The following is a 21,999-nucleotide window of genomic DNA, read 5'->3' on the forward strand; positions in this document are numbered from 1 at the left end:
TCAGAACGAGTATTTCGCGGTGATCGAGACGTTGTCGCGGTCACGCATCGAGTTGCTGGAGCCGGCACCGTAGTAGTTGGTGTACTGGGTGCCGACCTCGAAGGTATTCAGGTAGCTGGCGTCGATACCGAGGGTGTAGGCCTTGCGTCCCTCGATGAAGTTGCCGGTGCGGTCGGAGTTGCCACTGAAGTCATCCTGATAGACCACATAGGGCGACAGCTTCACCCCAGCGTAGACGTCGTTCCAACTGCCGGTGAGCAATAGCGTGTAGCCATAGCTGTCGCGGTCGATCTGCACATCGTCGCCATTGCCGCCGACATAGGCCTTGTCCTGGGCGCCAACGAACTTGCGCGTGCTGCCATCCCAGGCGGTGTACTCCAGGCTGCTGCCGCGGATATGTTCGGACGCGAGTTCCGCCACGCCGGTCATGGAGTCGAAGGTGAGATGCGGGCCGAAGTTGTAGATGGTCGACAGCGAGATGTTGTAGGTCTCGGCGCGTTCGTAGTTCTCGAACAGGCTGCCGCGGCACAGTTGCTTGCCGGCCACCGGAGCGCAGGCCTGGCCAGCGGCAACGTTGCCGTCGAACAGGTTGGTCTGGCCCAGCACGCCCTGGGTCAGCAGGTCGCCGAGGATGTCGTCGGTAGCGGAGATGCTGATCGGCATGTTCGGCCGGTAGGCGATTTCACCGGACACCGAGGCATCGCCCAGGGTAGTGTTGAAGCTGAAGCCGTACATGCGGATGTCTTCCACATAGTCGCGGCGGGCTTCGGCGTTGCTGGCCATGTCCAGGGTGGCCAGGCCAGGCACGGCCTCTCCCAGGCCGAGCGGGCCGAGCAGCGCATCCAGGCCGGCCACATCGACGCCCTGGTAGCGGCGCAGGTCGACCGCGATCTGAGGTTCCTTGGCGTGGTAGTTGACGAAGTAGAAGCCGAACTCGGTGGAATTGAGCTGCTCGGCGATGTAGCGGAACGCTACGCCGAACTGGCCGTTGTCACGGGCATCGAGGTCCTTGCCGACGTTGGCAACCTTGAAGGTTCCGGTGTTCGGGTCGAGGAATGCGTTCGGACCATGCGGGCCGTTGCCCAGCAGGCCGAGCGAAGCCACGGTCGGGTAGCCGGCCAGCAGTTCCTTGATCAGCGGGTTGTCTTCGGTGGTGTAGGCAGTGTTGCCGCCGTCACTGAACAGGTCGGTGTCGGAGAAGTAGGTGCCGACCGAGTCCAGGCGCGTTTCCTTCCACTTCCACTGGTAGAAGGCTTCCATCGACAGGTCGTCGGTCATGCCGAAGTTGAAGCTCAGGGCTTCCACCGGCACCAGCACTTCCTTGAGTTCGGAGCCCGGCAGGTGGAAGCGCGCGGCGTCCACCGGGTTGATCGTGTTGACCCCGCCCCGGTAGAACACGCCCTCGCCCCAGTTCAGCACCTGACGGCCGACGCGGCCGGTGAGCGGATGCTCCGCGACGTCCCAGCTACCGGACAGGTAGGCATCGAGCAGCTCGGCCTTGCGCCCTGCGATGTGGCGGGTGTCTTCGGTGAAGTGATCGTCCTGCGGATACGACTGGCTCGGCCGCACCACGCCATCGGTGGTGTCGTAGTAGTCATTGCGCTTGTCCATGATCTGCGTGTCGTAATACGCGGTGCCACGCAGGAACAGGCCGTAGTTCTGGTACTTCGCCGAGAGGTCGGAGGTGAGCTTGAACACCTGGGAAACCAGCCCGGTATCGAAGTTGCGGTTGCCATCGTCGGCGTTGATGTCGCTGATGTTGTCCTTGTCGCGCCCTTGCACGCGCCACATGGCACCGTAGGACAGCGTGCTGTCCAGAGAGCCGGTGATTTCGTTGTCGGCCAGCTTGAATTCCAGGGCCTGCGCCGAGCCCGCGATCAGCAACGGCAAGAGCCCCATCACCGCGCCCGCGCGCCGGGGCGCCCAGAAAATGGACGAGTTGCCCCCCATCTGACTGTTCATAGACAGCATTACCTCCTTGACGGCCAAGATTTATTGCCCGGTCGTTGCAACCGGTGCTGTTTTTATTCGTCTCTCGGCTGCTGATCGTCCGGCTCCTGCCGGACCACCACGCAGTAACTCACCTGCAGGAACGCTTGCGGGCGCTCGGAATTCCTCTGTCGGTTCTGGCTGCACGCTCAGAGTTGGCACTATCGTGCATGCAAAGTAACAAACTGTTTCTCCCCTGCCAATCCGAAGGATGAATTCCGTACTTTTTGCAGTCAAAGAAAAGCCCGGCATCTAGCCGGGCTGTTTCCTACAACATGACTCACTCGACCGTGAAGGTTTTCTCCGCGAGCAGGCGATCGCCCTGGAAGACCATGAAGCGCCACTGGCCCTGCACCACTTCGTGATTCTCGGTGAACTGGTACGCCATCACATCGGTCGGCGCGCCGACCACCAGCTTCTGCACCACCTCCAGCTTGTCGTGGCGCTGGCCATCCGGCGTCACCACACCGGGGGTGAAATAAAGCAGCGTCAGGGGCGTGTCGCCTTCCTGCTTGCCACTCAACTGGTAGCGCAGACCGAACTTGGTGCCCAGCTTGGCTGGCACGCGCGTGGTGGATTCGATCTCTTGCTCGCTGCGGGTAAGCACGCGCTCGCCCGGCTGGTAGTCCTTGTAGTTGCTGACGAAGACGCCGTACTCGACTGGTCCGGTGACGCGCACTTCGGCGAAGGCCGAGGATGCGAAGGCGGAGGCCAGGGTGAGGGCCAGAACTGCTGGCAGGCGGGGAATGGACATGTCGCGCTCCTTGTTGGGGATCGCGCGAGGCTATGACATCGGCGTGACAGGCTGATGACAGGCGCGGGACTGCGGCGAATCGGGTCGGCGCTCCGGCGAGCGTCTATCATGCCCAGATCAGACCTGCTGGAAACCGTCATGAGCGACTCCCTGCTTTCCATCCGCCCACGCGCCGAAGATGTCGAGGGCGTGCCCATTCTCCGTCCGTTGCCATCGGCGCAACGCCGCAGCGTCGGCCCCTTCGTGTTCTTCGATCACATGCTCGAAAGCGCCTTCGAACCCGAACACGGCATGGATATCCGCCAGCATCCGCACATCGGCCTGTCCACCCTCACCTACCTGTTCCAGGGGCAGGTGCAGCACAAGGACAGCCTGGGCTCCGACCAGCTCGTGCTGGCTGGCGACGTCAGCTGGATGACCGCCGGGCGAGGTGTCGCACACGTCGAGCGCACCCCGGAGGCGCTGCGCCTTAGCGGCTCGCGCCTGCATGGCCTGCAAGTCTGGCTGGCGTTGCCGCAGGCTCTGGAGTCCTGCGAGCCGAGCTACAGCCACCATCCCGCCGCCAGCCTGCCCGAGAGTGAGGCGCTGGGCGTACGCATCCGCATGATCGCGGGCCAGGGCTTCTGCCTGGAATCGCCGGTGCCGGTGCTCTCCCCGACGCTGTACGCCGAACTGAGGCTCACTGCCGGCGCGACCCTGGCCATTCCCGACGAACATCCCGAGCGCGCCCTGTACCTGATAGAAGGCGAGGCGCTGCTGGACGATGTCCCGGTGTCTCCGCACGAACTCCTGGTGCTGCCCGAGGGCGAGACCTTCACCCTCTCCGCCTGTACCGACTGCCATGCGGTGATTGTCGGCGGTGCGCCGCTGGATGGCCCACGGCGGATGAACTGGAACTTCGTCGCCAGCGATCCCACGCTGATCGACAGCGCCCGCCAACGCTGGGCCGCGGGCGATTGGCCAAGTGTGCCGGGCGAGCAGGAACGCATCGAACTGCCGCGCTGAGCGCGGCCCCTCTCCGGCCCAAGGAGCCCGCGATGGATCAGCCGAACGCGAACCGCCACACCAGCGCCCTGACGGTACTGACCCTGCTGTTCTTCATGTGGGGGCTGATCACCTCGCTGAACGACATCCTGGTGCCGCACCTGAAGGCAGTCTTCACACTCTCGTACGTGGAGGCGTCGCTGATACAGTTCTGCTTCTTTACCGCCTACTTCATCATGTCGTTCCCCGCCGGGCGGCTGGTGGAGAAGGTCGGCTACAAGAGCGGAATCATCGTCGGGCTGGCCACCGCCGGCTTCGGTTGCCTGCTGTTCTATCCGGCCGCCGGCGCAAGATCCTACCCGTTCTTCCTCGGCGCGCTGTTCATCCTCGCCTCGGGGATCACCCTGTTGCAGGTCGCGGCGAACCCCTACGTGAATGTGCTGGGCCGCCCGGAAACCGCCGCCAGCCGGCTCAACCTTACCCAGGCTTTCAATTCCCTGGGCACTACGGTCGGCCCTCTGATCGGCTCTGTCACCATTCTCGCCATCGGTGCCGGCGCCGCTTCGCAGATTGGCAGTTCCGCCACCAACGAGGCGGATTCAGTCCAGTTGCCGTACCTGGTGCTGGCCGGCCTGCTGTTCGCCATCGCGGCGCTGATCGCGCTGTTCCGTCTGCCGAAGATCGAACACGGCGCCCCCAGCGACGGCGCTGCCGCTGGCCGCCGCTCGCTGTTCGCCCACCGCCACCTGATCTACGGTGTGATCGGCATTTTCGCCTACGTCGGCGCCGAGGTGTCCATCGGCAGCTACCTGGTCAGCCTGATGGGGCAGCCGGAAATCGCCGGGCTGCCCGCCGGGCAAGCCGGCAAGTACCTGTCGTTGTACTGGGGCGGCGCGATGCTCGGGCGCTTCATCGGCAGCGCCCTGATGCACGCCATCCCCGCCAACCGCATGCTGGCCTTCAACGCGCTGGTGAATACGCTGTTGATTGCGGTGGCGCTGAGCATCGGCGAGCACGTCGCGATGTGGTCGCTGATTCTTATCGGCCTGTTCAATTCGATCATGTTCCCGACCATCTTCTCCCTCGCTCTGGAAGGCCTGGGCAACCTGACCAGCAAAGGCTCGGGGCTGCTGTGCATGGCCATCGTCGGTGGCGCGGTGATGCCGCTGGTGCAGGCGTTCTTCGCCGACCGCATCGGCCTGCTGCACTCGTTCGCCATTCCGCTGCTGTGCTACCTGTACATCGCCTGGTTCGGCGCCAAGGGCTACCGCGCCGACGAGCCCGCCACCCGCCATGCGGCCAACGCGGGATAGCAGCCCGCACCAATAAAAACGCCCGGCACTGGCCGGGCGTTTTCATTCCTGCATCGGAGTCAGGCGCCGAAGCGCTCGTCCAGCAGATCGAACATGGCAGCGAAGGCCCGACGCGCAACCTTCGCGTCGTACTGCATCTTGCCGGGGATCTGCGCATGCGGGTCGGTGAAGGAATGCGCCGCGCCGCCATAGCTGGTCAGCGTCCAGTCGACACCGGCGTCGATCATTTCCCGGGCGAAATCGGCCAGTTGCTCGCGGGGCACGAAGGGATCGACAGCGCCGTCGAGCACCAGTACCGCGCCCTTGATGTTCTTTGCATCGGCCGGATCTGGCGTATCCAGAGTGCCGTGGAAAGACACCGCCGCTGCCAGCGGTGCGCCGTCGCGAGCCAGCTCCAGCGCACAGCAACCGCCGAAGCAGAAGCCGAAGGTGGCCAGCTTCGAGGTATCCAGGGGCGCCTTGCCGGCCTGCTCCTGCAATGTCTTGAGCGACGCCTGCATGCGCTTGCGCAGCAGCGGGCGGTCGTTCTTCAGCGGCATCATCGCGGCGGCGGCCTGCTCCGTGCCATTGGGGCGAACGCCAACGCCATAGAGGTCGGCCACCAGCACCACGTAGCCGCGCTCGGCGACCTTGCGGGCGATGTCCACCGCGCCCTGGCTGACACCCATCCAGTTCGGCGCCATCAGCAGCCCGGGACGCGGCTCGCCGCCGGCGGCATCGAACACCAACTGGCCTTCGAAAGACTGGCCGTCGACGCTGTAGACGACGGGTTGCACGCTGATCTGACTCATTCGGGTTTTCCCCTTTGTATGGATATGAGTGGCGGATACAGAAAAGCACAAAGCCCGCTTCGGCGGGCTTTGTTTTCAATCAGGCGGAGAGTTCCACCAGCAGCTTGTTGAGCCGGCGAACATAGGCCGCCGGGTCCTTCAGGCTGTCGCCTGCCGCGAGCGCGGCCTGGTCGAAGAGAATGTGCGAGAGTTCGCCGAAGCGGTCTTCGTCGGACTCGGCATCCAGTTTCTCGATCAGCGGGTGGTTCGGGTTGAACTCGAAGATCGGCTTGGAATCCGGCACCTTCTGGCCGCTGGCTTCCAGAATCTGGCGCATCTGCAGGCCAAGGTCCTGCTCGCCGATGGCGAGGATCGCCGGCGAGTCGGTCAGGCGATGGGATACGCGGACCTCCGCGACTTCGTCACCGAGAGCGGCTTTCAGGCGCTCGACCAGGCCCTCTTTGGACTTGGCGACTTCTTCCTGGGCCTTCTTGTCCTCTTCGGAGTCCAGCGCGCCCAGGTCCAGGTCGCCGCGAGCGACGTCGACGAACTGCTTGCCGTCGAACTCCGGCAGGTAGCTCATCAGCCACTCGTCGATGCGGTCGGTGAGCAGCAGCACTTCGATGCCCTTCTTGCGGAAGACTTCCAGGTGCGGGCTGTTCTTCACCTGGGCGAAGCTTTCGCCAGTGAGGTAGTAGATCTTGTCCTGGCCCTCTTTCAGGCGACCGATATAGTCGGCCAGGGAAACGCTCTGCTCGCCGCTCTCGTCGCTGGTGGAGGAGAAGCGCAGCAGGCCGGCGATCTTGTCCTTGTTGGCAAAATCCTCGGCCGGACCTTCCTTCAGCACCTGGCCGAAGTTCTTCCAGAAACCCTTGTAGGCTTCGGCGTCGCTGCTCGCCAGCTTCTCCAGCATGTCCAGGGAGCGCTTGGTCAGCGCCGACTTCATCGAATCGACGATGGGGCCGGACTGCAGGATCTCGCGGGAAACGTTCAGCGACAGGTCGTTGGAGTCCACCACGCCTTTGATGAAGCGCAGGTACAGCGGCAGGAACTGGTCGGCCTGGTCCATGATGAACACGCGCTGCACATAGAGCTTCAGGCCGCGCGGGGCCTCGCGATGGTACAGGTCGAACGGCGCGCGGGCCGGGACGTAGAGCAGCGAGGTGTACTCGAGCTTGCCCTCGACCTTGTTGTGGCTCCAGGTCAGCGGGTTCTCGAAGTCATGGGCGATGTGCTTGTAGAACTCCTGGTATTCCTCGTCCTTCACTTCGGCGCGCGGACGGGTCCACAGGGCGCTGGCACGGTTGACCACTTCCCACTCGGGCTCAGCCGGCTTGTCCTTCTCTTCGCCGTAGTGCTCCTTGGGCAACTCGATGGGCAGTGCGATGTGGTCGGAGTACTTCTTGACGATGTTGCGCAGGCGCCAACCGTCGGCGAACTCATCCTCGCCGTCCTTCAGATGCAGGACGATACGGGTGCCGCGCTCGGCTTTCTCGATGGTGGCGACTTCGAATTCGCCCTCGCCTTTCGACGACCAGTGCACGCCCTCGCTGGCCGGAGCACCGGCGCGGCGGGTGAAGACGTCAACCTTGTCGGCGACGATGAAGGCGCTGTAGAAGCCCACGCCGAACTGGCCGATCAGGTGGGAATCCTTCTTCTGGTCGCCGGAAAGGTTCTTCAGGAAGTCCGCGGTGCCGGACTTGGCGATGGTGCCCAGGTGCGCGATCACTTCCTCACGGCTCATGCCAATGCCGTTGTCTTCGAGGGTGACGGTCTTGGCGTCCTTGTCGAAGCTCACACGGATTTTCAGCTCGGCGCCGCCTTCGAGCAGTTCAGGCTTGGCCAGGGCTTCGAAACGCAGCTTGTCGGCGGCGTCCGAGGCGTTGGAAATCAGTTCACGGAGGAAGATTTCCTTGTTCGAATAGAGGGAATGGATCATCAGGTGAAGCAGTTGCTTCACTTCGGTCTGGAAGCCCAGCGTTTCTTTTTGAGTCTCCACGCTCATTGTTTCTCGCTCCGAGGATGACAAATGCCGCGTTGTGCGGCCGATGCCAGCGAGATGGGGGCTTCCTGAACGAATTCAAGGGGTTGCCCCGAAGATGATCAATGGGCGAGCAGCTCGATGCTCACAACTTCGCTGGGACGCAGAATATAGCTGGCCTCGCCGGCACCGCTCATGACGTGGCGGATGACCAGGCGCCCATCGTGATCGAGCCCGACGAACACCCCCTCAGCCAGGCGTCCGCGCTCGGTCTGCACGCGCATCGCACGGTTGGTGAAGCGCTGCGGCGCGGCCTGCAGGCGCTGCAGGGTAATCAGGCCGGTCTCCGGCACATTGGCCGGGCGGCTCGGCGCAACGCTGAGAGCACTCTCCGACGGGCGTGAAGGCGCTGGCGGGAGATCGGGCAGTTTCGGGTATCGATCATCCTGAACGCCCCAGCCGCGCGTTTCGGACTTGACCAGTTCGAGCTGCAATTCCTGTGGCTCGTCGCCGACCCTGAAGCTCACCGGCACATCCAGCTTCGAATGGCGGATTTCCAGGCGAGGCAATTGCCCCAGCTCGATATCGCGGCGAGAAAAACGCCGTTGCAGGTAATCACGCACGACATACGCCAGAGTGTCCTGGGAGTCGTGGCGGGTATCGACCTCTCCATCGCGATAACGCAAATGATTGGTGTACAGCTCGACCTGCCCGCTCAAGGTGGTCTGCATCTGCGCCGGCAGCACGAGATGGAAGATGCCCTTCATGCGGTTGGGCGCCTCGGGCGTGAGGTCCAGATGCAGGCTATAACCGCGGGTCAGGCGAATGGCCTCGGGCAGGTCCTGGCCGGGAGCGAGCCAACTGACCTCGACTTCCGGCAGCTTGCCCGGATCATCGGGCAGCACGTCAAGGCGCAACGGACCATCGACAGGCGCGAGGAGCCGCACCTGCACTTCGCGGTGGGCGTAGAAGTCCTCACCTTCGCGCAGGCTGAGCACGCCGTCGATCAGTTCGGCCTGCTCGGGCACGAAAGGCTTGCCGTTCAGCTCGCCGTTCAAGCGGATCGCCAGATCCGGCCTGGCCGGCTGTTCGGGATGCAGCCATTCGAGGCGGAGAATCGCCTCCAGGCGCGCAGCGTCCTGGGCCGCCAGGAGCGTCAGCCCGACCACCAGAGGAATGCAGCCCAGCGCTCCCAGCCCTATGGCGTGGCGAGCGCGCGCCCAGTGGCGCAGCATGAATACCAGCGCCAAAGGCGGCAGCAGGCTGCCAATCCCCCAGAACAGACTGCGACCGAACGCCTGGACGATCAGCCAGACATAGCCGGCAAGGATCAGCAGCAGGCCGAGCAGGATCAGCAAGGTATCCATTCAGGCGCCATCGACCTTGAAATGAGCCCGCGCGGTGGCGATGGGTTCGGCCCTTGTGCTCTGCCATGCGGTGATCGCCACGTTGGCGACCCGCCTGCCCTGTCGCCAGACCTGGCACTGTGCGTAGGTGTCGCGGAAATGCCCCGCGCGCAGGTAGTCGATGGAGAAGTCGATGATCTTCGGCATGTGCGGAATGCCCATGAACATCAACAGATGCAGCAGCGCCGAGTGTTCCATGAAGCCGGCGATGACACCGCCGTGCAGCGCTGGCAGCGTCGGGTTGCCGATATTGTCGGGGTTGGCCGGCAGGTGGAAGATCGCGTCGTCGCCCAGGCGCAGACAGCGAATCCCCAGCAGCCGGGCATAGGGGATCATGTCTATCAGCGGGTCGTAGTTCTTGCTTTCGTGCGCCTGGCGAACCATCTGTTCGATATTCACGGTGCTCATCCCTTGCCTCCGTCGACGTCGCGCTTGATGCCACCGGCGGATAGCGTCTTGCCCATGCGCATGAATGTCCCGACGACGTGGGCGATCGGCTCGGAAGGGTCGTCCTGGTAGGCGATACCGCGGGTGAAGATGATGTTCGGGGTGACCCGGTAGCATTCGGCGAACCCGAAGACATCCTTGTTCGGCTCGGCCGGGTGCATGTAGTCGATGCGCAGGTCCAGGGTCGGGCAGATCTCGAACTGCGGCAGCACGCAGATCGTGGAGATACCGCAGGTGGTATCCATCAGCGTGGTGATCGCGCCGCCGTGGATCACTCCGGATTCAGGGTTTCCGACGATGGCCTGGCTGTAAGGCAGACGCAGCGTCAGGCCCGAGGCGTCCGCCGCATGGGCGCTGATGCCCAGCAACTGGCAATGGCGAAGTGCCGAGAGAAAGCGCTGGGCGCGCTCAAGGAGGGGTTTTTCACTCATGGGAGTGGGTCGACCGAATGACTGCACGGGCCCGCATCATACCCCGGCCCATGCCTCACCTGCAGTGACGAAATCCTACGCTGTAGGAATAATCATTGAACTTCTTCGAGAGACATCGGTTCAAAGGGCTAACACCAGGAAAGCCCACATGGAGGCTCCACATGAAAAAAACCCTTCCCCTCGCTCTGCTGCTGGTCGCCGGTCTGGGCTTGGCCGCCTGCGACAAGAAAGAAGAGCCGAAAGCGCCGGCCGCTACCGAGCAGCCGAGCACTCCGGCCCCGACGACTCCACCGGCCCCGGAAGCCGCTCCGGCCACTCCGGCAGCACCGGCCACCGCGCCCCAGGAGCCTGCAGGCGATCAGGAGAAACAGCAGTAATCCGCTGCTCTCCTCCGCTGCACAGTACTAGGCCCGCATTTGCGGGCCTAGTCGTTTCCGGCTCAGGCAGGGATATCGCTCTCACGCGGCGCATCCGCCTGCGCCGTGGGCGTATAGACCATCACATGCAGCACGGAGGAATGGAATTCGCGCTGATACAGCACCCCCACCACTCCAGCGGTCACCGCCATGAACAGCCACGGATTGATGAACCACGCCAGCATCGCCAATCCGAAGTAATAGGTTCGCAGCCCCTGGTTGAACTGATGTGCCGCCAGCGACACCACCCGCGCGGTACGATCGGCGAACAGCTTGCGCTCCTGGTCGCCCACATTGCGCTCTCCCACCATCGGTGCCGAGCCGATCAGCACTGCGGCGAAATTGTACTGGCGCATGCACCAACTGAAGGTGAAGAACGCGTAGACGAAAACCACCGCCAGGCAAAGCAGCTTGAGCTCGGAGAGGCCCCGGGTCGGCGGCGTGACGAATGGCAGATCGGCCAGCACCGAGACGGTGCGCTCGGCAGAGCCGAGCAAGGTCAGGATGCCGGCCAGGATGATCAGCGTGCTGGACGCGAAGAAGGAGGCGTTGCGCTCCAGATTGCCGATCACGCTGGCATCGGCAACGCGGTTGTCGCGTAGCAGCAGGCGACGCATCCAGTCCTGGCGATAGAGGTGCAGCACACTGGCCAGACAGGCGGTATCGCGGGCCTTGGTCTTGGCGTAGCGGGTATAGCCTAGCCAGCAAACGAGGAACCAGAGGATGGCGAACAGGTTCCACAGGTACTGTATATCGAACAGATCGACAACGTCGGTCATGCTTGTCCTTGCGCGAAGTTTTGAAGGAATACGCGGCAGATAGACGCCAGATTTCCGAAGGAAGATACAGACAGGCCCATTTTCGAAATAAACTCCCAATGAAAAAGGCCGCCTTGTGGGCGGCCTTCTCGTCTGCGTGTCCGATCTTACGCCAACGCTTCCTGGGGTTTGCCCAGCAGACGGTCGATCACCACCATCACGGCGAGCGTGGCAACCGAGGGAATCAGCCAGGCAAGACCCTGCTCGGCCAACGGCAGGTGCTCCATCCAGGCCGGCATCCAGCTGTCCAGTTTGGCGCCCTTGAGCGCATCGATGATGCCGAAGACGAAGGACATCACCATGACCGGAGCGACGATGCGGGTCTGCGAGCGCCACAGGCTGGCACAGAAACTCAGTGCCACCAGCACGATGCACGGCGGATAAATGGCCGTCAGCACCGGGATGGAGAACTGGATGAGCTTGGTCAGGCCGAGGTTCGATACCAGCAGCGAGAACGCCGCGAGGATGACCACCAGGCTGCGGTAGGACAGCGGCAGGACTCGGCAGAAGTACTCGGCACAGGCACAGGTCAGGCCCACGGCGGTGACCAGGCAGGCCAGCGCGATGAGCACGGCGAGGAAGGTGCTGCCCAACGAACCGAAGGTGTGCTGCACGTAGGCGTGCAGGACGGCAGCACCGTTGCTCGCGCCAGCGGCGATGTCATGGCTGCCGGCCCCCAGGCGGAACAGGCTGATGTACACCAGCGCCAGACCAACGCCGGCGATCAGCCCGGCGATGATCGCGTAGCGCGTGATCAGGCGTGGCGACTGTACGCCACGGGAGCGGATCGCATTGACGATGACGATACCGAAGACCAGCGCACCCAGGGTATCCATCGTCAGGTAGCCGTTGACGAAGCCCTGAGAGAAGGCCGCGTTCTGGTAGGCGGGCTCGGCGATGCCGATCGGGCCGGCGGGCAGGACGAAAGCTGCGATGCCAAGAGCCGCCAGGGCGATGATCTTCAGCGGCGCGAGGAAGCGGCCGACGGTATCCAGCAGCTTGCCGGGATACAGCGAGATCGCCAGCACGATGAGGAAGTACACCAGGCTGTAAAGGAACAGCGGCAGCGCACCCTCCCCGGTCAACGGCGCCAGACCGACTTCGAAGGAAACGGTGGCGGTACGCGGGGTGGCGAACAGCGGCCCGACCGACAGGTAGCAGACGGCCGCCAGCAGCCCCCCGGCGATGCGCCCGATGGGATGACTGAGGGTATCCATCGCTCCGCCGACCTTGGCCAGAGCTACCACGGTGATCACCGGCAGGCCCACCGCGGTGATCAGGAAGCCCAATGCAGCCATCCATACCTGCGGCCCGGACTGCAGGCCGACGATGGGCGGGAAGATGATGTTGCCTGCCCCGACGAACAGGGCGAAGGTCATAAAACCAAGCGCCAGGATGTCCTGGCCTTTCAAGACGTTCATGAAGGGAAATACCACAGTGCTGAAACGGTTTCGTGGTCTCCCAAGGCACAACGACCGTACAGACGTGACAAAGCCGCATCGAACGGGATCGGCCGACTCACTGGGGGTGAGCCTGCGCATCCTGTGATGCTGCTGTCATCGGTACGGTGTTTGTTCTTGGAAGTCCGATAGCAGAGGTTTTCCATGAGCTCGTGGCCCGGTTGCTCCTGCATTCTGGTTATCCCGCCATCCTTGACGGTCAGGAATCGCCGCCATTTCCGGGTAGGAGATGACGGTGAGCGAGCCTTCCCTTGTGGGGAACGCACGCTTCAGATACTTGCTAGCCTAACGATCTATTCCGATGAACTGCACTGACATACATCAGATCGTCCGTGGAATGACCGGGAGTGTCGCCTGAACGACACTTATACGACGGGGCTGCAACGACAAAGGCCACCCGAAGGTGGCCTCTGTCGACGAACGGCCGGTAAGCGAGGAGCTTACTTGACCGCCCAGCCGGTCAGCTCGGCCAGGGCCTTGCCAATATCGGCGAGGGAACGCACGGTTTTCACGCCAGCGTCCTGCAGGGCAGCGAACTTCTCGTCCGCAGTGCCCTTGCCACCGGAGATGATGGCGCCCGCGTGGCCCATGCGCTTGCCGGGCGGTGCGGTTACACCGGCGATGTAGGACACCACCGGCTTGGTTACGTTGGCCTTGATGTAGGCAGCCGCTTCTTCTTCGGCCGAACCACCGATTTCGCCGATCATGACGATGGCTTCGGTTTTCGGGTCTTCCTGGAACAGCTTCAGGATGTCGATGAAGTTGGAGCCCGGGATCGGGTCACCGCCGATGCCCACGCAGGTGGACTGGCCAAAGCCGGCGTCGGTGGTCTGCTTCACGGCTTCGTAGGTCAGGGTGCCGGAACGCGACACGATGCCTACCTTGCCCGGCAGGTGAATGTGACCCGGCATGATGCCGATCTTGCACTCGCCGGGAGTGATCACACCCGGGCAGTTCGGGCCGATCAGGCGCACGCCCAGCTCGTCGCACTTGACCTTCGCGTCCAGCATGTCGAGGGTCGGGATGCCTTCGGTGATGCACACGATCAGCTTGATGCCGCCGAAGGCCGCTTCCAGGATCGAGTCCTTGCAGAACGGCGCCGGAACGTAGATGACCGAGGCTTCAGCGCCGGTTGCAGCTACGGCTTCCTTGACGGTGTCGAACACCGGCAGGCCCAGGTGGGTGGTGCCGCCCTTGCCGGGGGTCACGCCGCCGACCATCTTGGTGCCGTAGGCGATGGCCTGTTCGCTGTGGAAGGTGCCCTGCGAGCCGGTGAAGCCCTGGCAGATGACCTTGGTGTCTTTGTTGATCAGGATGCTCATTACTTACCCTCCGCGGCCTTGACGACTTGCTGGGCAGCGTCGGTCAGGCTGGTCGCCGCGATGATGTTCAGACCGCTTTCGGCCAGTACCTTGGCGCCGAGTTCGGCGTTGTTGCCTTCCAGGCGGACGACAACCGGAACCTTCACACCGACTTCCTTCACGGCGCCGATGATGCCTTCAGCAATCATGTCGCAACGAACGATGCCGCCGAAGATGTTCACCAGTACGGCAGCGACGTTGCTGTCGGAGAGGATGATCTTGAACGCTTCGGTCACGCGCTCTTTGGTCGCGCCACCGCCAACGTCGAGGAAGTTGGCCGGCTTGCCGCCGTGCAGGTTGACGATGTCCATCGTGCCCATGGCCAGGCCAGCGCCGTTCACCATGCAGCCGATGTTGCCTTCCAGTGCGACGTAGTTCAGTTCCCACTTCTGCGCATGGGCTTCACGAGCGTCGTCCTGGGACGGGTCGTGCATGGCGCGCAGCTTGGGCTGACGGTACATGGCGTTGGAGTCGATGTTGATCTTGGCGTCCAGGCAGTGCAGGTTGCCGTCTTTCTTGATCACCAGCGGGTTCACTTCCAGCAGTGCCAGGTCGTAGTCCTGGAACAGCTTGGCGAGGCCGACGAAGATGTGAACGAACTGCTTGATCTGGTCGCCCTTGAGGCCCAGCTGGAATGCCAGCTCGCGGCCCTGGAACGGCTGGGCGCCGACCAGCGGGTCGATGGTAGCCTTCAGAATCTTCTCGGGAGTGTCGTGAGCGACCTTCTCGATATCCACGCCACCTTCAGTGGAGGCCATGAAGACGATGCGACGGCTGGAACGGTCGACAACGGCGCCGAGGTACAGCTCCTTGTCGATGTCGGTGCAGGATTCCACCAGGATCTTGCTGACCGGCTGGCCATTGGCGTCAGTCTGGTAGGTCACCAGACGCTTGCCCAGCCAGTTGGCGGCGAACGCCTTGGCGTCCTCTTTGCTCTTGACCAGCTTCACACCGCCCGCTTTACCGCGGCCACCAGCGTGCACCTGGGCCTTAACGACCCACTCGGTACCACCGATCTTTTCACAGGCTTCTGCGGCCTCTTCGGGTGTGTCGACGGCGAAGCCCTTGGATACGGGCAGGCCGTACTCAGCGAACAGCTGCTTACCCTGATATTCGTGGAGATTCATGCTTGTCTACCGTTTTCGTCTTGGGTATTGCGCATAAGGCGTGACGCTCGTGGCGCCACACCACCTGTGACCGAGTCCCCCTCAGGGGAGAAACGATCCGGCGGGTCGGGAAGCAGCCCCTCGCAAAAGACTGCCACCCTCCCCGCCGTGGTCCCGTTCCTTAGCGCTTCTTGCGGTTGGCGATGTGGATGGCATGGCCATTCACCGCCAGGGCCGCTTCATGCAGCGCTTCGGACAGAGTCGGGTGGGAGAAGACCATCATGCCCAGGTCTTCGGCACTGGTGCCGAATTCCATGCCGATCGCGCCCTGCTGAACCAGCTCGGCGGCGCTCGGGCCGATCACGTGGACGCCCAGTACGCGATCGGTCTTGGCATCGGCGATGACCTTGACCAGGCCAGTGGTGTCGTTGGCAGCCATGGCGCGGCCACTGGCGGCGAACGGGAAGGTACCGACGTTGACTTCGACGCCTTCACCCTTGAGCTGCTGCTCGGTCTTGCCGACCCATGCGATTTCCGGGTGGGTGTAGATCACCGACGGAATCAGGTCGTAGTTCATCTGGGCCTTGTGGCCGGCGATGCGCTCAGCAACCATCACGCCCTCTTCCGAGGCTTTGTGGGCCAGCATGGCGCCACGAACCACGTCGCCGATGGCGTAGACGCCCGGAACGCTGGTCTTGCAGTGGTCGTCGACGTAGATGAAGCCGCGCTCGTCCAGGGTCACGCCGCTGTCGGCAGCCAGCAGATCGGTGGTCACCGGGCGACGGCCCACGGCCACGATCAGCTTGTCGAAGGTTTCCTTCTGCTCGCCATTGGCATCGGTGAAGGTCACGGTGACCTGCTTCTTCTTCACTTCCGAGCCGGTGACGCGGGCGCCCAGGCGGATGTTAAGACCTTGCTTGGTCAGGACTTTCAGGGCCTCTTTGGCAACCTGCTCGTCGGCAGCCGGAAGGAACTTGTCGAGAGCTTCCAGGACGGTAACTTCAGCACCCAGGCGAGCCCAGACCGAACCGAGCTCCAGGCCGATGACGCCGGCGCCGATCACGCCCAGCTTCTTGGGCACGCTCTGGAATTCCAGGGCGCCGGTGGAGTCGACGATGACGTCGTCGGTCAGCGGAGCCGGCGGAATCTCAACCGGCTTGGAGCCGGACGCGATGATGATGTTGTCGGCTTCCAGAACCTGAGTCTTGCCGTCCAGGCCGGTCACTTCGACCTGCTTGTTGGCCAGTACCTTGCCGTGGCCTTCGAAGGAAGTCACGCCATTGGCCTTGAACAGGGTGGCGATGCCGCCAGTCAGGTTCTTCACGATGTTGGCTTTGCGGGCAACCATCGCCGGAACGTCCATCTTCACTTCGCCAGTGGAGATACCGTGAACGTCAAAGCTTTCTTTGGCTTCCTTGTACTTCCAGGAGCTGTCCAGAAGCGCCTTGGACGGAATGCAGCCTACGTTCAGGCAGGTACCGCCGAGAGCGACCTTGCCCTCTTTACCGATGTATTTCTCGATGCAAGCAGTCTTCAGGCCGAGCTGGGCGGCACGAATGGCGGCTACGTAACCGCCGGGGCCGGCACCAATCACAACCACGTCGAATTTCTGGCTCATGTCTCAATCCTTATTCCGGTGAAGCGGACGGCCCCTCGCGGGGCCGTCATGTAGTACGGGGCCGTCGTGTGAATGGACTAATCAGACGTCCAGCAGCAGGCGAGCCGGATCTTCCAGCAGGTCCTTCATGGTGACCAGGAAGCTCACGGCCTCCTTGCCATCGATCATGCGGTGATCGTAGGACAGCGCCAGGTACATCATCGGCAGGATCACCACCTGGCCGTTAACGGCCATCGGGCGCTCCTGGATCTTGTGCATGCCGAGGATGGCAGTCTGCGGCGGGTTGACGATCGGAGTCGACAGCAGGGAACCGAATACGCCACCGTTGGAAATGGTGAAAGTACCACCGGTCATGTCTTCGATGGACAGCTTGCCGTCTTTGGCTTTCTTGCCGAAGGTGGCGATGCCGTTCTCGATCTCGGCCAGGCTCATGAACTCGGCGTTACGCAACACCGGCACGACCAGACCGCGGTCGCTGGACACTGCCACGCCGATGTCCTGGTAGCCGTGGTAGACAATGTCGTTGCCGTCGATCGAGGCGTTGACGCCCGGGAAGCGCTTCAGGGCTTCGGTAGCGGCCTTGACGAAGAAGGACATGAAGCCCAGGCGAACGCCATTGTGCTTCTTCTCGAACAGGTCCTTGTACTTGTTGCGCAGGTCCATGATCGGCTTCATGTTGACTTCGTTGAAGGTAGTCAGCATGGCCATGGAGGACTGGGCTTCGACCAGACGCTCGGCGACCTTGGCGCGCAGGCGGGTCATCGGAACGCGCTTCTCGACGCGGTCGCCAGCAGCGAAGACCGGAGCCTCGGCAGCAGGAGCGGCGGCCTTGACGGCCGGAGCGGCAGCCGGGGCGTTCTTCTTGGCTTCGACAGCGGCTACGACGTCTTCCTTGGTCACGCGACCGCCCTTGCCGGTGCCGGCCAGGCTGTTCGGGTCGATGCCGTTCTCTTCGGCCAGCTTGCGGGCTGCCGGCGAGAGGATGTTGTCGTCGCCAGCGGCAGCAGCCGGGGCAGCAGCGGCCGGAGCGGCAGCAGGAGCGGAGGCAGCAGCCGGAGCGGCAGCGGCAGCACCGCCTTCGCTCAGCTTGCCCAGCAGTTCGTTGGAGAGAACGGTGTCACCTTCGTTCTTGACGATCTCAGCCAGGACACCATCGGCCTCGGCGAGCACTTCGATCACGACCTTGTCGGTCTCGATGTCGACGATCAGTTCGTCACGCTTGACGGCTTCGCCGACCTTCTTGTGCCAGGTTGCCACGGTGCCGTCGGCAACCGATTCCGGGAAGGTTGGGGCTTTGATTTCGATAGCCATTATGTGTGTTTCCTTAAATTCGGTATCAACTGCGCGTTGGCGTTAAACGGTGAAGGCGTCCTGCAGCAGTTTTTCCTGCTGCTCGGCGTGCATCGAAGCGTAGCCACAAGCCGGAGCTGCCGAGCCTTCGCGGCCCGCGTACTCCAGGTTGAGGCCCTTCTTGTGGGCTGCGATGACACGACGCATGTGGTGCTGCGAGCAGTACCAGGCGCCCTGGTTCATCGGCTCTTCCTGGCACCAGACGATGTGCTTGAGGTTCTTGTACTGAGACAGAACTTCGGCCAGATCGTCTTCCGGGAACGGATAGAGCTGCTCGAGACGGACAATCGCGATGTCTTCGCGGCCCTCGGCACGGCGCTTCTCCAGCAGGTCGTAGTACACCTTGCCGCTGCACAGCACGATGCGGTCGACCTTCTTCGGATCCAGGCTGTCGATCTCGCCAATCACGGTCTGGAACGAACCGTTGGCTAGATCTTCCAGGGTCGAGATGGCCAGCTTGTGACGCAGCAACGACTTCGGAGTCATCACGATCAGAGGCTTGCGCAGCGGGCGAATCACCTGACGGCGCAACATGTGGTAGACCTGAGCCGGGGTGGTCGGCACACAGACCTGAATGTTCTGCTCGGCACACAGTTGCAGGTAACGCTCAAGACGCGCGGAGGAGTGCTCCGGCCCCTGGCCCTCGTAACCGTGCGGCAGCAGCATGGTCAGGCCGCACAGACGCTGCCATTTCGTCTCGCCGCTGGTGATGAACTGGTCGATCACGACCTGCGCGCCGTTGGCGAAGTCACCGAACTGGGCTTCCCAGATCACCAGCGCATTCGGCGTGGTGGTCGCGTAGCCATATTCGAAGGCCAGTACGGCTTCTTCCGACAGATAGGAATCGTACAGGCTGACACGCGGCTGGCCGTCGAACAGGTGAGCGAGCGGAATGTAGACCGAGTCGTCCTTCTGATTGTGCAGCGCAGCGTGGCGGTGCGAGAAGGTGCCGCGGCCGACATCCTGGCCGGTCATACGCACCGGGTGGCCTTCGAACAGCAGAGTAGCGTAGGCCAGATTCTCAGCGAAGCCCCAGTTGATCGGCATACCACCGGCAGCCATCTTGGCGCGATCTTCGTAGATCTTCTGAACCTGACGCTGCATGACGAAGCCGTCCGGGGTTTCCAGCAGCTTGCTGGACAGTTCCTGCAGGGTCTTCAGGTCGAAGCGAGTGTCGTGACGCGCGGTCCAGGCATGGCCGACGTACGGACGCCAATCGACGAAGAGCTCCTTGTTCGGCTCCTTGACCAGGCTTTTCACCACATGCAGACCGTTGTCGAGAGCGTCGCGGTATTCGTCGACCTTCTCCTGGGCCTGCTCCGTGGTTTGCACGCCGGCGGCGATCAGCGCATCGGCGTACAGCTCACGGGTAGTGCGCTGCTTGGCGATCTGCTGATACATCAGCGGCTGGGTGCCGCTCGGCTCGTCGGCCTCGTTGTGGCCGCGGCGGCGGTAGCAGACCAGGTCGATGACCACGTCGCGCTTGAACTGCATGCGATAGTCGACGGCCAGCTGGGTCACGAACAGGACCGCTTCCGGATCGTCGCCGTTCACATGGAAGATCGGCGCCTGGATCATCTTCGCCACGTCGGTCGCGTACTCGGTGGAACGAGCGTCGTCCTGGCGGCTGGTGGTGAAGCCCACCTGGTTGTTGATCACGATGTGGATGGTGCCGCCCGTCTTGTAAGCACGGGTCTGCGACATCTGGAAGGTTTCCATGACCACGCCCTGCCCCGCGAACGCGGCATCGCCGTGGATGGAGATCGGCACGACCTTGTCGCCGCTACCGTCCTTGCGACGGTCCTGGCGGGCGCGCACCGAGCCCTCGACGACCGGGGAAACGATCTCCAGGTGTGAAGGGTTGAACGCCAGGGCCAGGTGGACTTCGCCACCGGTGGTCATGACGTTGGAGGAGAAGCCCTGGTGGTATTTCACGTCCCCAGAGCCCAGCTCGACCAGTTTCTTGCCTTCGAACTCGTCGAAGAGGTCGCGCGGGTTCTTGCCGAGCGTGTTGACCAGGACGTTCAGGCGGCCGCGGTGGGCCATACCGATGACGATTTCCTTGACGCCGTAGGAGCCGGAGCGCTGGATGATCTCGTCGACCATCGGGATCAGGCTCTCGCCGCCCTCAAGGCCGAAACGCTTGGTGCCCGGGTACTTGGTGCCCAGATACTTTTCCAGGCCTTCGGCAGCGGTCAGACGCTCCAGCAGGTGGGAACGGGCATCGGCGGAGTACGCCGGACGGCCGCGAACGCTTTCCAGGCGCTGGGCGAACCAGTGGCGCTGCTCGGAATCGACGATGTGCATGAACTCGGCGCCGATGGTGCTGCAGTAGGTCTGCTTCAGCGCATCGAGGATTTCACGCAGGGTCGCTTCTTCCTTGCCGATGTAGAGTTCACCGGTACGGAAGGTGGTGTCGAGGTCTGCAGCAGTAAGCCCGTAGTGTTCGAGCGACAGATCGGAGGGAGCGGTACGCACCCAGAGACCCAGCGGATCGAGCGATGCTGCCTGATGTCCACGCAGACGGTATGCCAGGATCAGACGCAGGACTTCAACCTGCTTCTTCTCGTGCTCGGTGCTTACGCTGCTGGCGGAAACCGGCGCGGCACGGCGCTGGTTCTTGGCCAGGAGAACGAAATGATCACGGATAGAGGAATGCGAGACGTCGGGGGCAGGATTGCCGTCGGCGGGGAGCTTCTGGAAGTACGTGCGCCACTCTTCTGGCACAGCGTTCGGGTCGTGCAGGTAGAGCTCGTAGAGCTCTTCGACGTAGGCAGCGTTTCCACCGGATAGATGGGCACTGTTCCACATCCGCTGCATTACGCTTTCGTGCATGCTTGGTCACCCTCGGTAAGGGGACTCCACCTGTGGAATCTCTGGCGCGAAGTCATACACAGCGACTTCAAGCCACCGATCCCCGCAGATAGTCCGGGTACCAGCCCGGATGCCCCTGCTGGTCATATATACGTTTTCAAAACAGGACCCCCGCTTTGTGGGCTTGAGTCCTAGGGACTGCACCGCCGGTCAATGTTCCGGCGGTACAGGTGTCGCTCTTGCAATGATCTTCAGGCGCGAGGCCCTTGGATCAAGTGCCGCTCTGCAGCAGCATGTTACGGATGTGACCGATTGCCTTGGTGGGGTTCAGCCCCTTCGGGCAGACGTTCACGCAGTTCATGATCCCGCGGCAGCGGAAGACGCTGAACGGGTCATCCAGGCTCGCCAGGCGTGCCTGAGTTTCGGTATCGCGACTATCGGCCAGGAAGCGGTAGGCCTGCAGCAGCGCGGCGGGGCCCAGGAACTTGTCCGGGTTCCACCAGAACGACGGACAGGAGGTCGAGCAGCAGGCGCACAGGATGCACTCGTACAGACCATCCAGCTTCTCGCGCTCTTCCGGGCTTTGCAGACGTTCGATGGCCGGGGCCGCGTACTTGTTCTGCAGGAACGGCTTAACGCTCTCGTACTGTCTGTAGAAGATGCGCATATCGACGACCAGGTCACGAATGACCGGCAGGCCCGGCAGCGGACGCAGAACCAGCTTGCCACCCTTCAGGCCAGCGGCCGACAGGGGGGTGATGCAGGCCAGGCCGTTCTTGCCGTTGATGTTCATGCCGTCGGAGCCGCACACGCCTTCACGGCAGGAGCGACGGTAGGAGAAGCCCTCGTCCTGCTCCTTGATCAGCGCCAGTACGTCGAGGACCATTACGTCCTTGCCGTCGGTATCGACCTGGAAGTCCTGCATGTAGGGTGCAGCGTCCTTCTCAGGGTTGTAGCGGTAAACACTTACTTGCAACATGG

Annotated in this window: 18 protein-coding genes; 3 read left to right on the plus strand and 15 right to left on the minus strand. The window is 62.9% G+C overall.

The window, feature by feature from the left end:
- Complete coding sequence (locus tag OU419_RS17310) at positions 1–1,962, minus strand: DUF1302 domain-containing protein (RefSeq protein ID WP_254475746.1); 1,962 nt, start codon at positions 1,960–1,962, stop codon at positions 1–3.
- 307 nt (positions 1,963–2,269) lie between these two features.
- The gene (locus tag OU419_RS17315) at positions 2,270–2,743 is read right to left on the minus strand and encodes a DUF3859 domain-containing protein (RefSeq protein WP_254475745.1); all 474 of its coding nucleotides are present in this window, start codon (positions 2,741–2,743) and stop codon (positions 2,270–2,272) included.
- A gap of 138 nt (positions 2,744–2,881) precedes the next feature.
- Between OU419_RS17315 and OU419_RS17320 the strand changes: the two genes are divergently transcribed.
- Positions 2,882–3,748: a pirin family protein gene (locus OU419_RS17320; protein WP_254475763.1), complete on the plus strand. Its 867-nt coding sequence runs from the start codon at positions 2,882–2,884 to the stop codon at positions 3,746–3,748.
- A gap of 32 nt (positions 3,749–3,780) precedes the next feature.
- On the plus strand, positions 3,781–5,040 hold the full coding sequence (locus OU419_RS17325) for a sugar MFS transporter (RefSeq protein ID WP_254475744.1): 1,260 nt from the start codon (positions 3,781–3,783) through the stop codon (positions 5,038–5,040).
- Between the two features lie 59 nt (positions 5,041–5,099).
- On the opposite strand, the gene OU419_RS17330 is transcribed toward OU419_RS17325, so the two are convergent.
- From OU419_RS17330 to OU419_RS17350, 5 genes are all read right to left on the minus strand, one after another.
- The gene (locus OU419_RS17330) at positions 5,100–5,831 is read right to left on the minus strand and encodes a dienelactone hydrolase family protein (RefSeq protein ID WP_254475743.1); all 732 of its coding nucleotides are present in this window, start codon (positions 5,829–5,831) and stop codon (positions 5,100–5,102) included.
- 79 nt (positions 5,832–5,910) lie between these two features.
- Positions 5,911–7,815, minus strand: a complete 1,905-nt coding sequence (gene htpG, locus OU419_RS17335) for a molecular chaperone HtpG (protein ID WP_254475742.1) — start codon at positions 7,813–7,815, stop codon at positions 5,911–5,913.
- A gap of 98 nt (positions 7,816–7,913) precedes the next feature.
- Positions 7,914–9,158 (minus strand): MFS transporter, encoded by a 1,245-nt coding sequence (locus OU419_RS17340; protein WP_254475741.1) that lies wholly within the window; start codon positions 9,156–9,158, stop codon positions 7,914–7,916.
- The gene (locus OU419_RS17345) at positions 9,159–9,605 is read right to left on the minus strand and encodes a PaaI family thioesterase (protein WP_254475740.1); all 447 of its coding nucleotides are present in this window, start codon (positions 9,603–9,605) and stop codon (positions 9,159–9,161) included.
- Positions 9,602–10,075: a PaaI family thioesterase gene (locus OU419_RS17350; protein ID WP_254475739.1), complete on the minus strand. Its 474-nt coding sequence runs from the start codon at positions 10,073–10,075 to the stop codon at positions 9,602–9,604. The genes OU419_RS17345 and OU419_RS17350 overlap by 4 nt, the downstream gene beginning before the upstream one ends.
- A 161-nt stretch (positions 10,076–10,236) precedes the next feature.
- Here OU419_RS17350 and OU419_RS17355 point away from each other — a divergent pair, with 161 nt between their 5' ends.
- The gene (locus OU419_RS17355; RefSeq protein WP_254475738.1) at positions 10,237–10,452 is read left to right on the plus strand and encodes a hypothetical protein; all 216 of its coding nucleotides are present in this window, start codon (positions 10,237–10,239) and stop codon (positions 10,450–10,452) included.
- A gap of 62 nt (positions 10,453–10,514) precedes the next feature.
- On the opposite strand, the gene OU419_RS17360 is transcribed toward OU419_RS17355, so the two are convergent.
- The 8 genes from OU419_RS17360 to OU419_RS17395 all read right to left on the minus strand — a co-directional run bounded on the left by OU419_RS17360 (position 10,515) and on the right by OU419_RS17395 (position 21,997).
- Positions 10,515–11,270, minus strand: coding sequence for a DUF599 domain-containing protein (locus tag OU419_RS17360; RefSeq protein WP_254475737.1), 756 nt, complete (start codon positions 11,268–11,270; stop codon positions 10,515–10,517).
- Between the two features lie 146 nt (positions 11,271–11,416).
- A complete protein-coding gene (brnQ, locus tag OU419_RS17365) occupies positions 11,417–12,730 on the minus strand; it encodes a branched-chain amino acid transport system II carrier protein (protein ID WP_254475736.1) in 1,314 nt (437 codons plus the stop codon).
- A gap of 479 nt (positions 12,731–13,209) precedes the next feature.
- A complete protein-coding gene (gene sucD / locus OU419_RS17370; protein ID WP_254475735.1) occupies positions 13,210–14,091 on the minus strand; it encodes a succinate--CoA ligase subunit alpha in 882 nt (293 codons plus the stop codon).
- Positions 14,091–15,257, minus strand: coding sequence for an ADP-forming succinate--CoA ligase subunit beta (sucC, locus tag OU419_RS17375; RefSeq protein ID WP_043251340.1), 1,167 nt, complete (start codon positions 15,255–15,257; stop codon positions 14,091–14,093). Before sucC ends, sucD begins: the two co-directional genes overlap by 1 nt.
- 160 nt (positions 15,258–15,417) lie before the next feature.
- The gene (gene lpdA / locus OU419_RS17380) at positions 15,418–16,854 is read right to left on the minus strand and encodes a dihydrolipoyl dehydrogenase (protein ID WP_254475734.1); all 1,437 of its coding nucleotides are present in this window, start codon (positions 16,852–16,854) and stop codon (positions 15,418–15,420) included.
- A gap of 81 nt (positions 16,855–16,935) precedes the next feature.
- A complete protein-coding gene (gene odhB, locus OU419_RS17385) occupies positions 16,936–18,165 on the minus strand; it encodes a 2-oxoglutarate dehydrogenase complex dihydrolipoyllysine-residue succinyltransferase (protein ID WP_254475733.1) in 1,230 nt (409 codons plus the stop codon).
- A 42-nt stretch (positions 18,166–18,207) separates the two neighbouring features.
- Positions 18,208–21,039 carry a 2-oxoglutarate dehydrogenase E1 component gene (locus OU419_RS17390; protein WP_254475732.1) on the minus strand — a complete coding sequence of 944 codons (2,832 nt, stop codon included), beginning with the start codon at positions 21,037–21,039 and terminating at the stop codon, positions 18,208–18,210.
- 250 nt (positions 21,040–21,289) lie between these two features.
- Positions 21,290–21,997 carry a succinate dehydrogenase iron-sulfur subunit gene (locus OU419_RS17395; RefSeq protein WP_254475731.1) on the minus strand — a complete coding sequence of 236 codons (708 nt, stop codon included), beginning with the start codon at positions 21,995–21,997 and terminating at the stop codon, positions 21,290–21,292.
- Between the last annotated feature and the right edge of the window lie 2 nt (positions 21,998–21,999).

Source organism: Pseudomonas triclosanedens (genome assembly GCF_026686735.1).
GTDB classification, from domain to species: domain Bacteria; phylum Pseudomonadota; class Gammaproteobacteria; order Pseudomonadales; family Pseudomonadaceae; genus Pseudomonas; species Pseudomonas triclosanedens.

Bases quoted from the DNA above. Each gene is read 5' to 3' on its own strand.
- OU419_RS17350 (WP_254475739.1), bottom strand. From the start codon at position 10,075: ATGAGTGAAAAACCCCTCCTTGAGCGCGCCCAGCGCTTTCTCTCGGCA.
- lpdA (WP_254475734.1), bottom strand. From the start codon at position 16,854: ATGAGCCAGAAATTCGACGTGGTTGTGATTGGTGCCGGCCCCGGCGGT.
- htpG (WP_254475742.1), bottom strand. From the start codon at position 7,815: ATGAGCGTGGAGACTCAAAAAGAAACGCTGGGCTTCCAGACCGAAGTG.
- OU419_RS17325 (WP_254475744.1), top strand. From the start codon at position 3,781: ATGGATCAGCCGAACGCGAACCGCCACACCAGCGCCCTGACGGTACTG.
- OU419_RS17360 (WP_254475737.1), bottom strand. From the start codon at position 11,270: ATGACCGACGTTGTCGATCTGTTCGATATACAGTACCTGTGGAACCTG.
- brnQ (WP_254475736.1), bottom strand. From the start codon at position 12,730: ATGAACGTCTTGAAAGGCCAGGACATCCTGGCGCTTGGTTTTATGACC.
- OU419_RS17355 (WP_254475738.1), top strand. From the start codon at position 10,237: ATGAAAAAAACCCTTCCCCTCGCTCTGCTGCTGGTCGCCGGTCTGGGC.
- OU419_RS17310 (WP_254475746.1), bottom strand. From the start codon at position 1,962: ATGAACAGTCAGATGGGGGGCAACTCGTCCATTTTCTGGGCGCCCCGG.
- OU419_RS17340 (WP_254475741.1), bottom strand. From the start codon at position 9,158: ATGGATACCTTGCTGATCCTGCTCGGCCTGCTGCTGATCCTTGCCGGC.
- OU419_RS17315 (WP_254475745.1), bottom strand. From the start codon at position 2,743: ATGTCCATTCCCCGCCTGCCAGCAGTTCTGGCCCTCACCCTGGCCTCC.
- sucD (WP_254475735.1), bottom strand. From the start codon at position 14,091: ATGAGCATCCTGATCAACAAAGACACCAAGGTCATCTGCCAGGGCTTC.
- OU419_RS17330 (WP_254475743.1), bottom strand. From the start codon at position 5,831: ATGAGTCAGATCAGCGTGCAACCCGTCGTCTACAGCGTCGACGGCCAG.
- odhB (WP_254475733.1), bottom strand. From the start codon at position 18,165: ATGGCTATCGAAATCAAAGCCCCAACCTTCCCGGAATCGGTTGCCGAC.
- OU419_RS17320 (WP_254475763.1), top strand. From the start codon at position 2,882: ATGAGCGACTCCCTGCTTTCCATCCGCCCACGCGCCGAAGATGTCGAG.
- sucC (WP_043251340.1), bottom strand. From the start codon at position 15,257: ATGAATCTCCACGAATATCAGGGTAAGCAGCTGTTCGCTGAGTACGGC.
- OU419_RS17390 (WP_254475732.1), bottom strand. From the start codon at position 21,039: ATGCACGAAAGCGTAATGCAGCGGATGTGGAACAGTGCCCATCTATCC.
- OU419_RS17395 (WP_254475731.1), bottom strand. From the start codon at position 21,997: ATGTTGCAAGTAAGTGTTTACCGCTACAACCCTGAGAAGGACGCTGCA.
- OU419_RS17345 (WP_254475740.1), bottom strand. From the start codon at position 9,605: ATGAGCACCGTGAATATCGAACAGATGGTTCGCCAGGCGCACGAAAGC.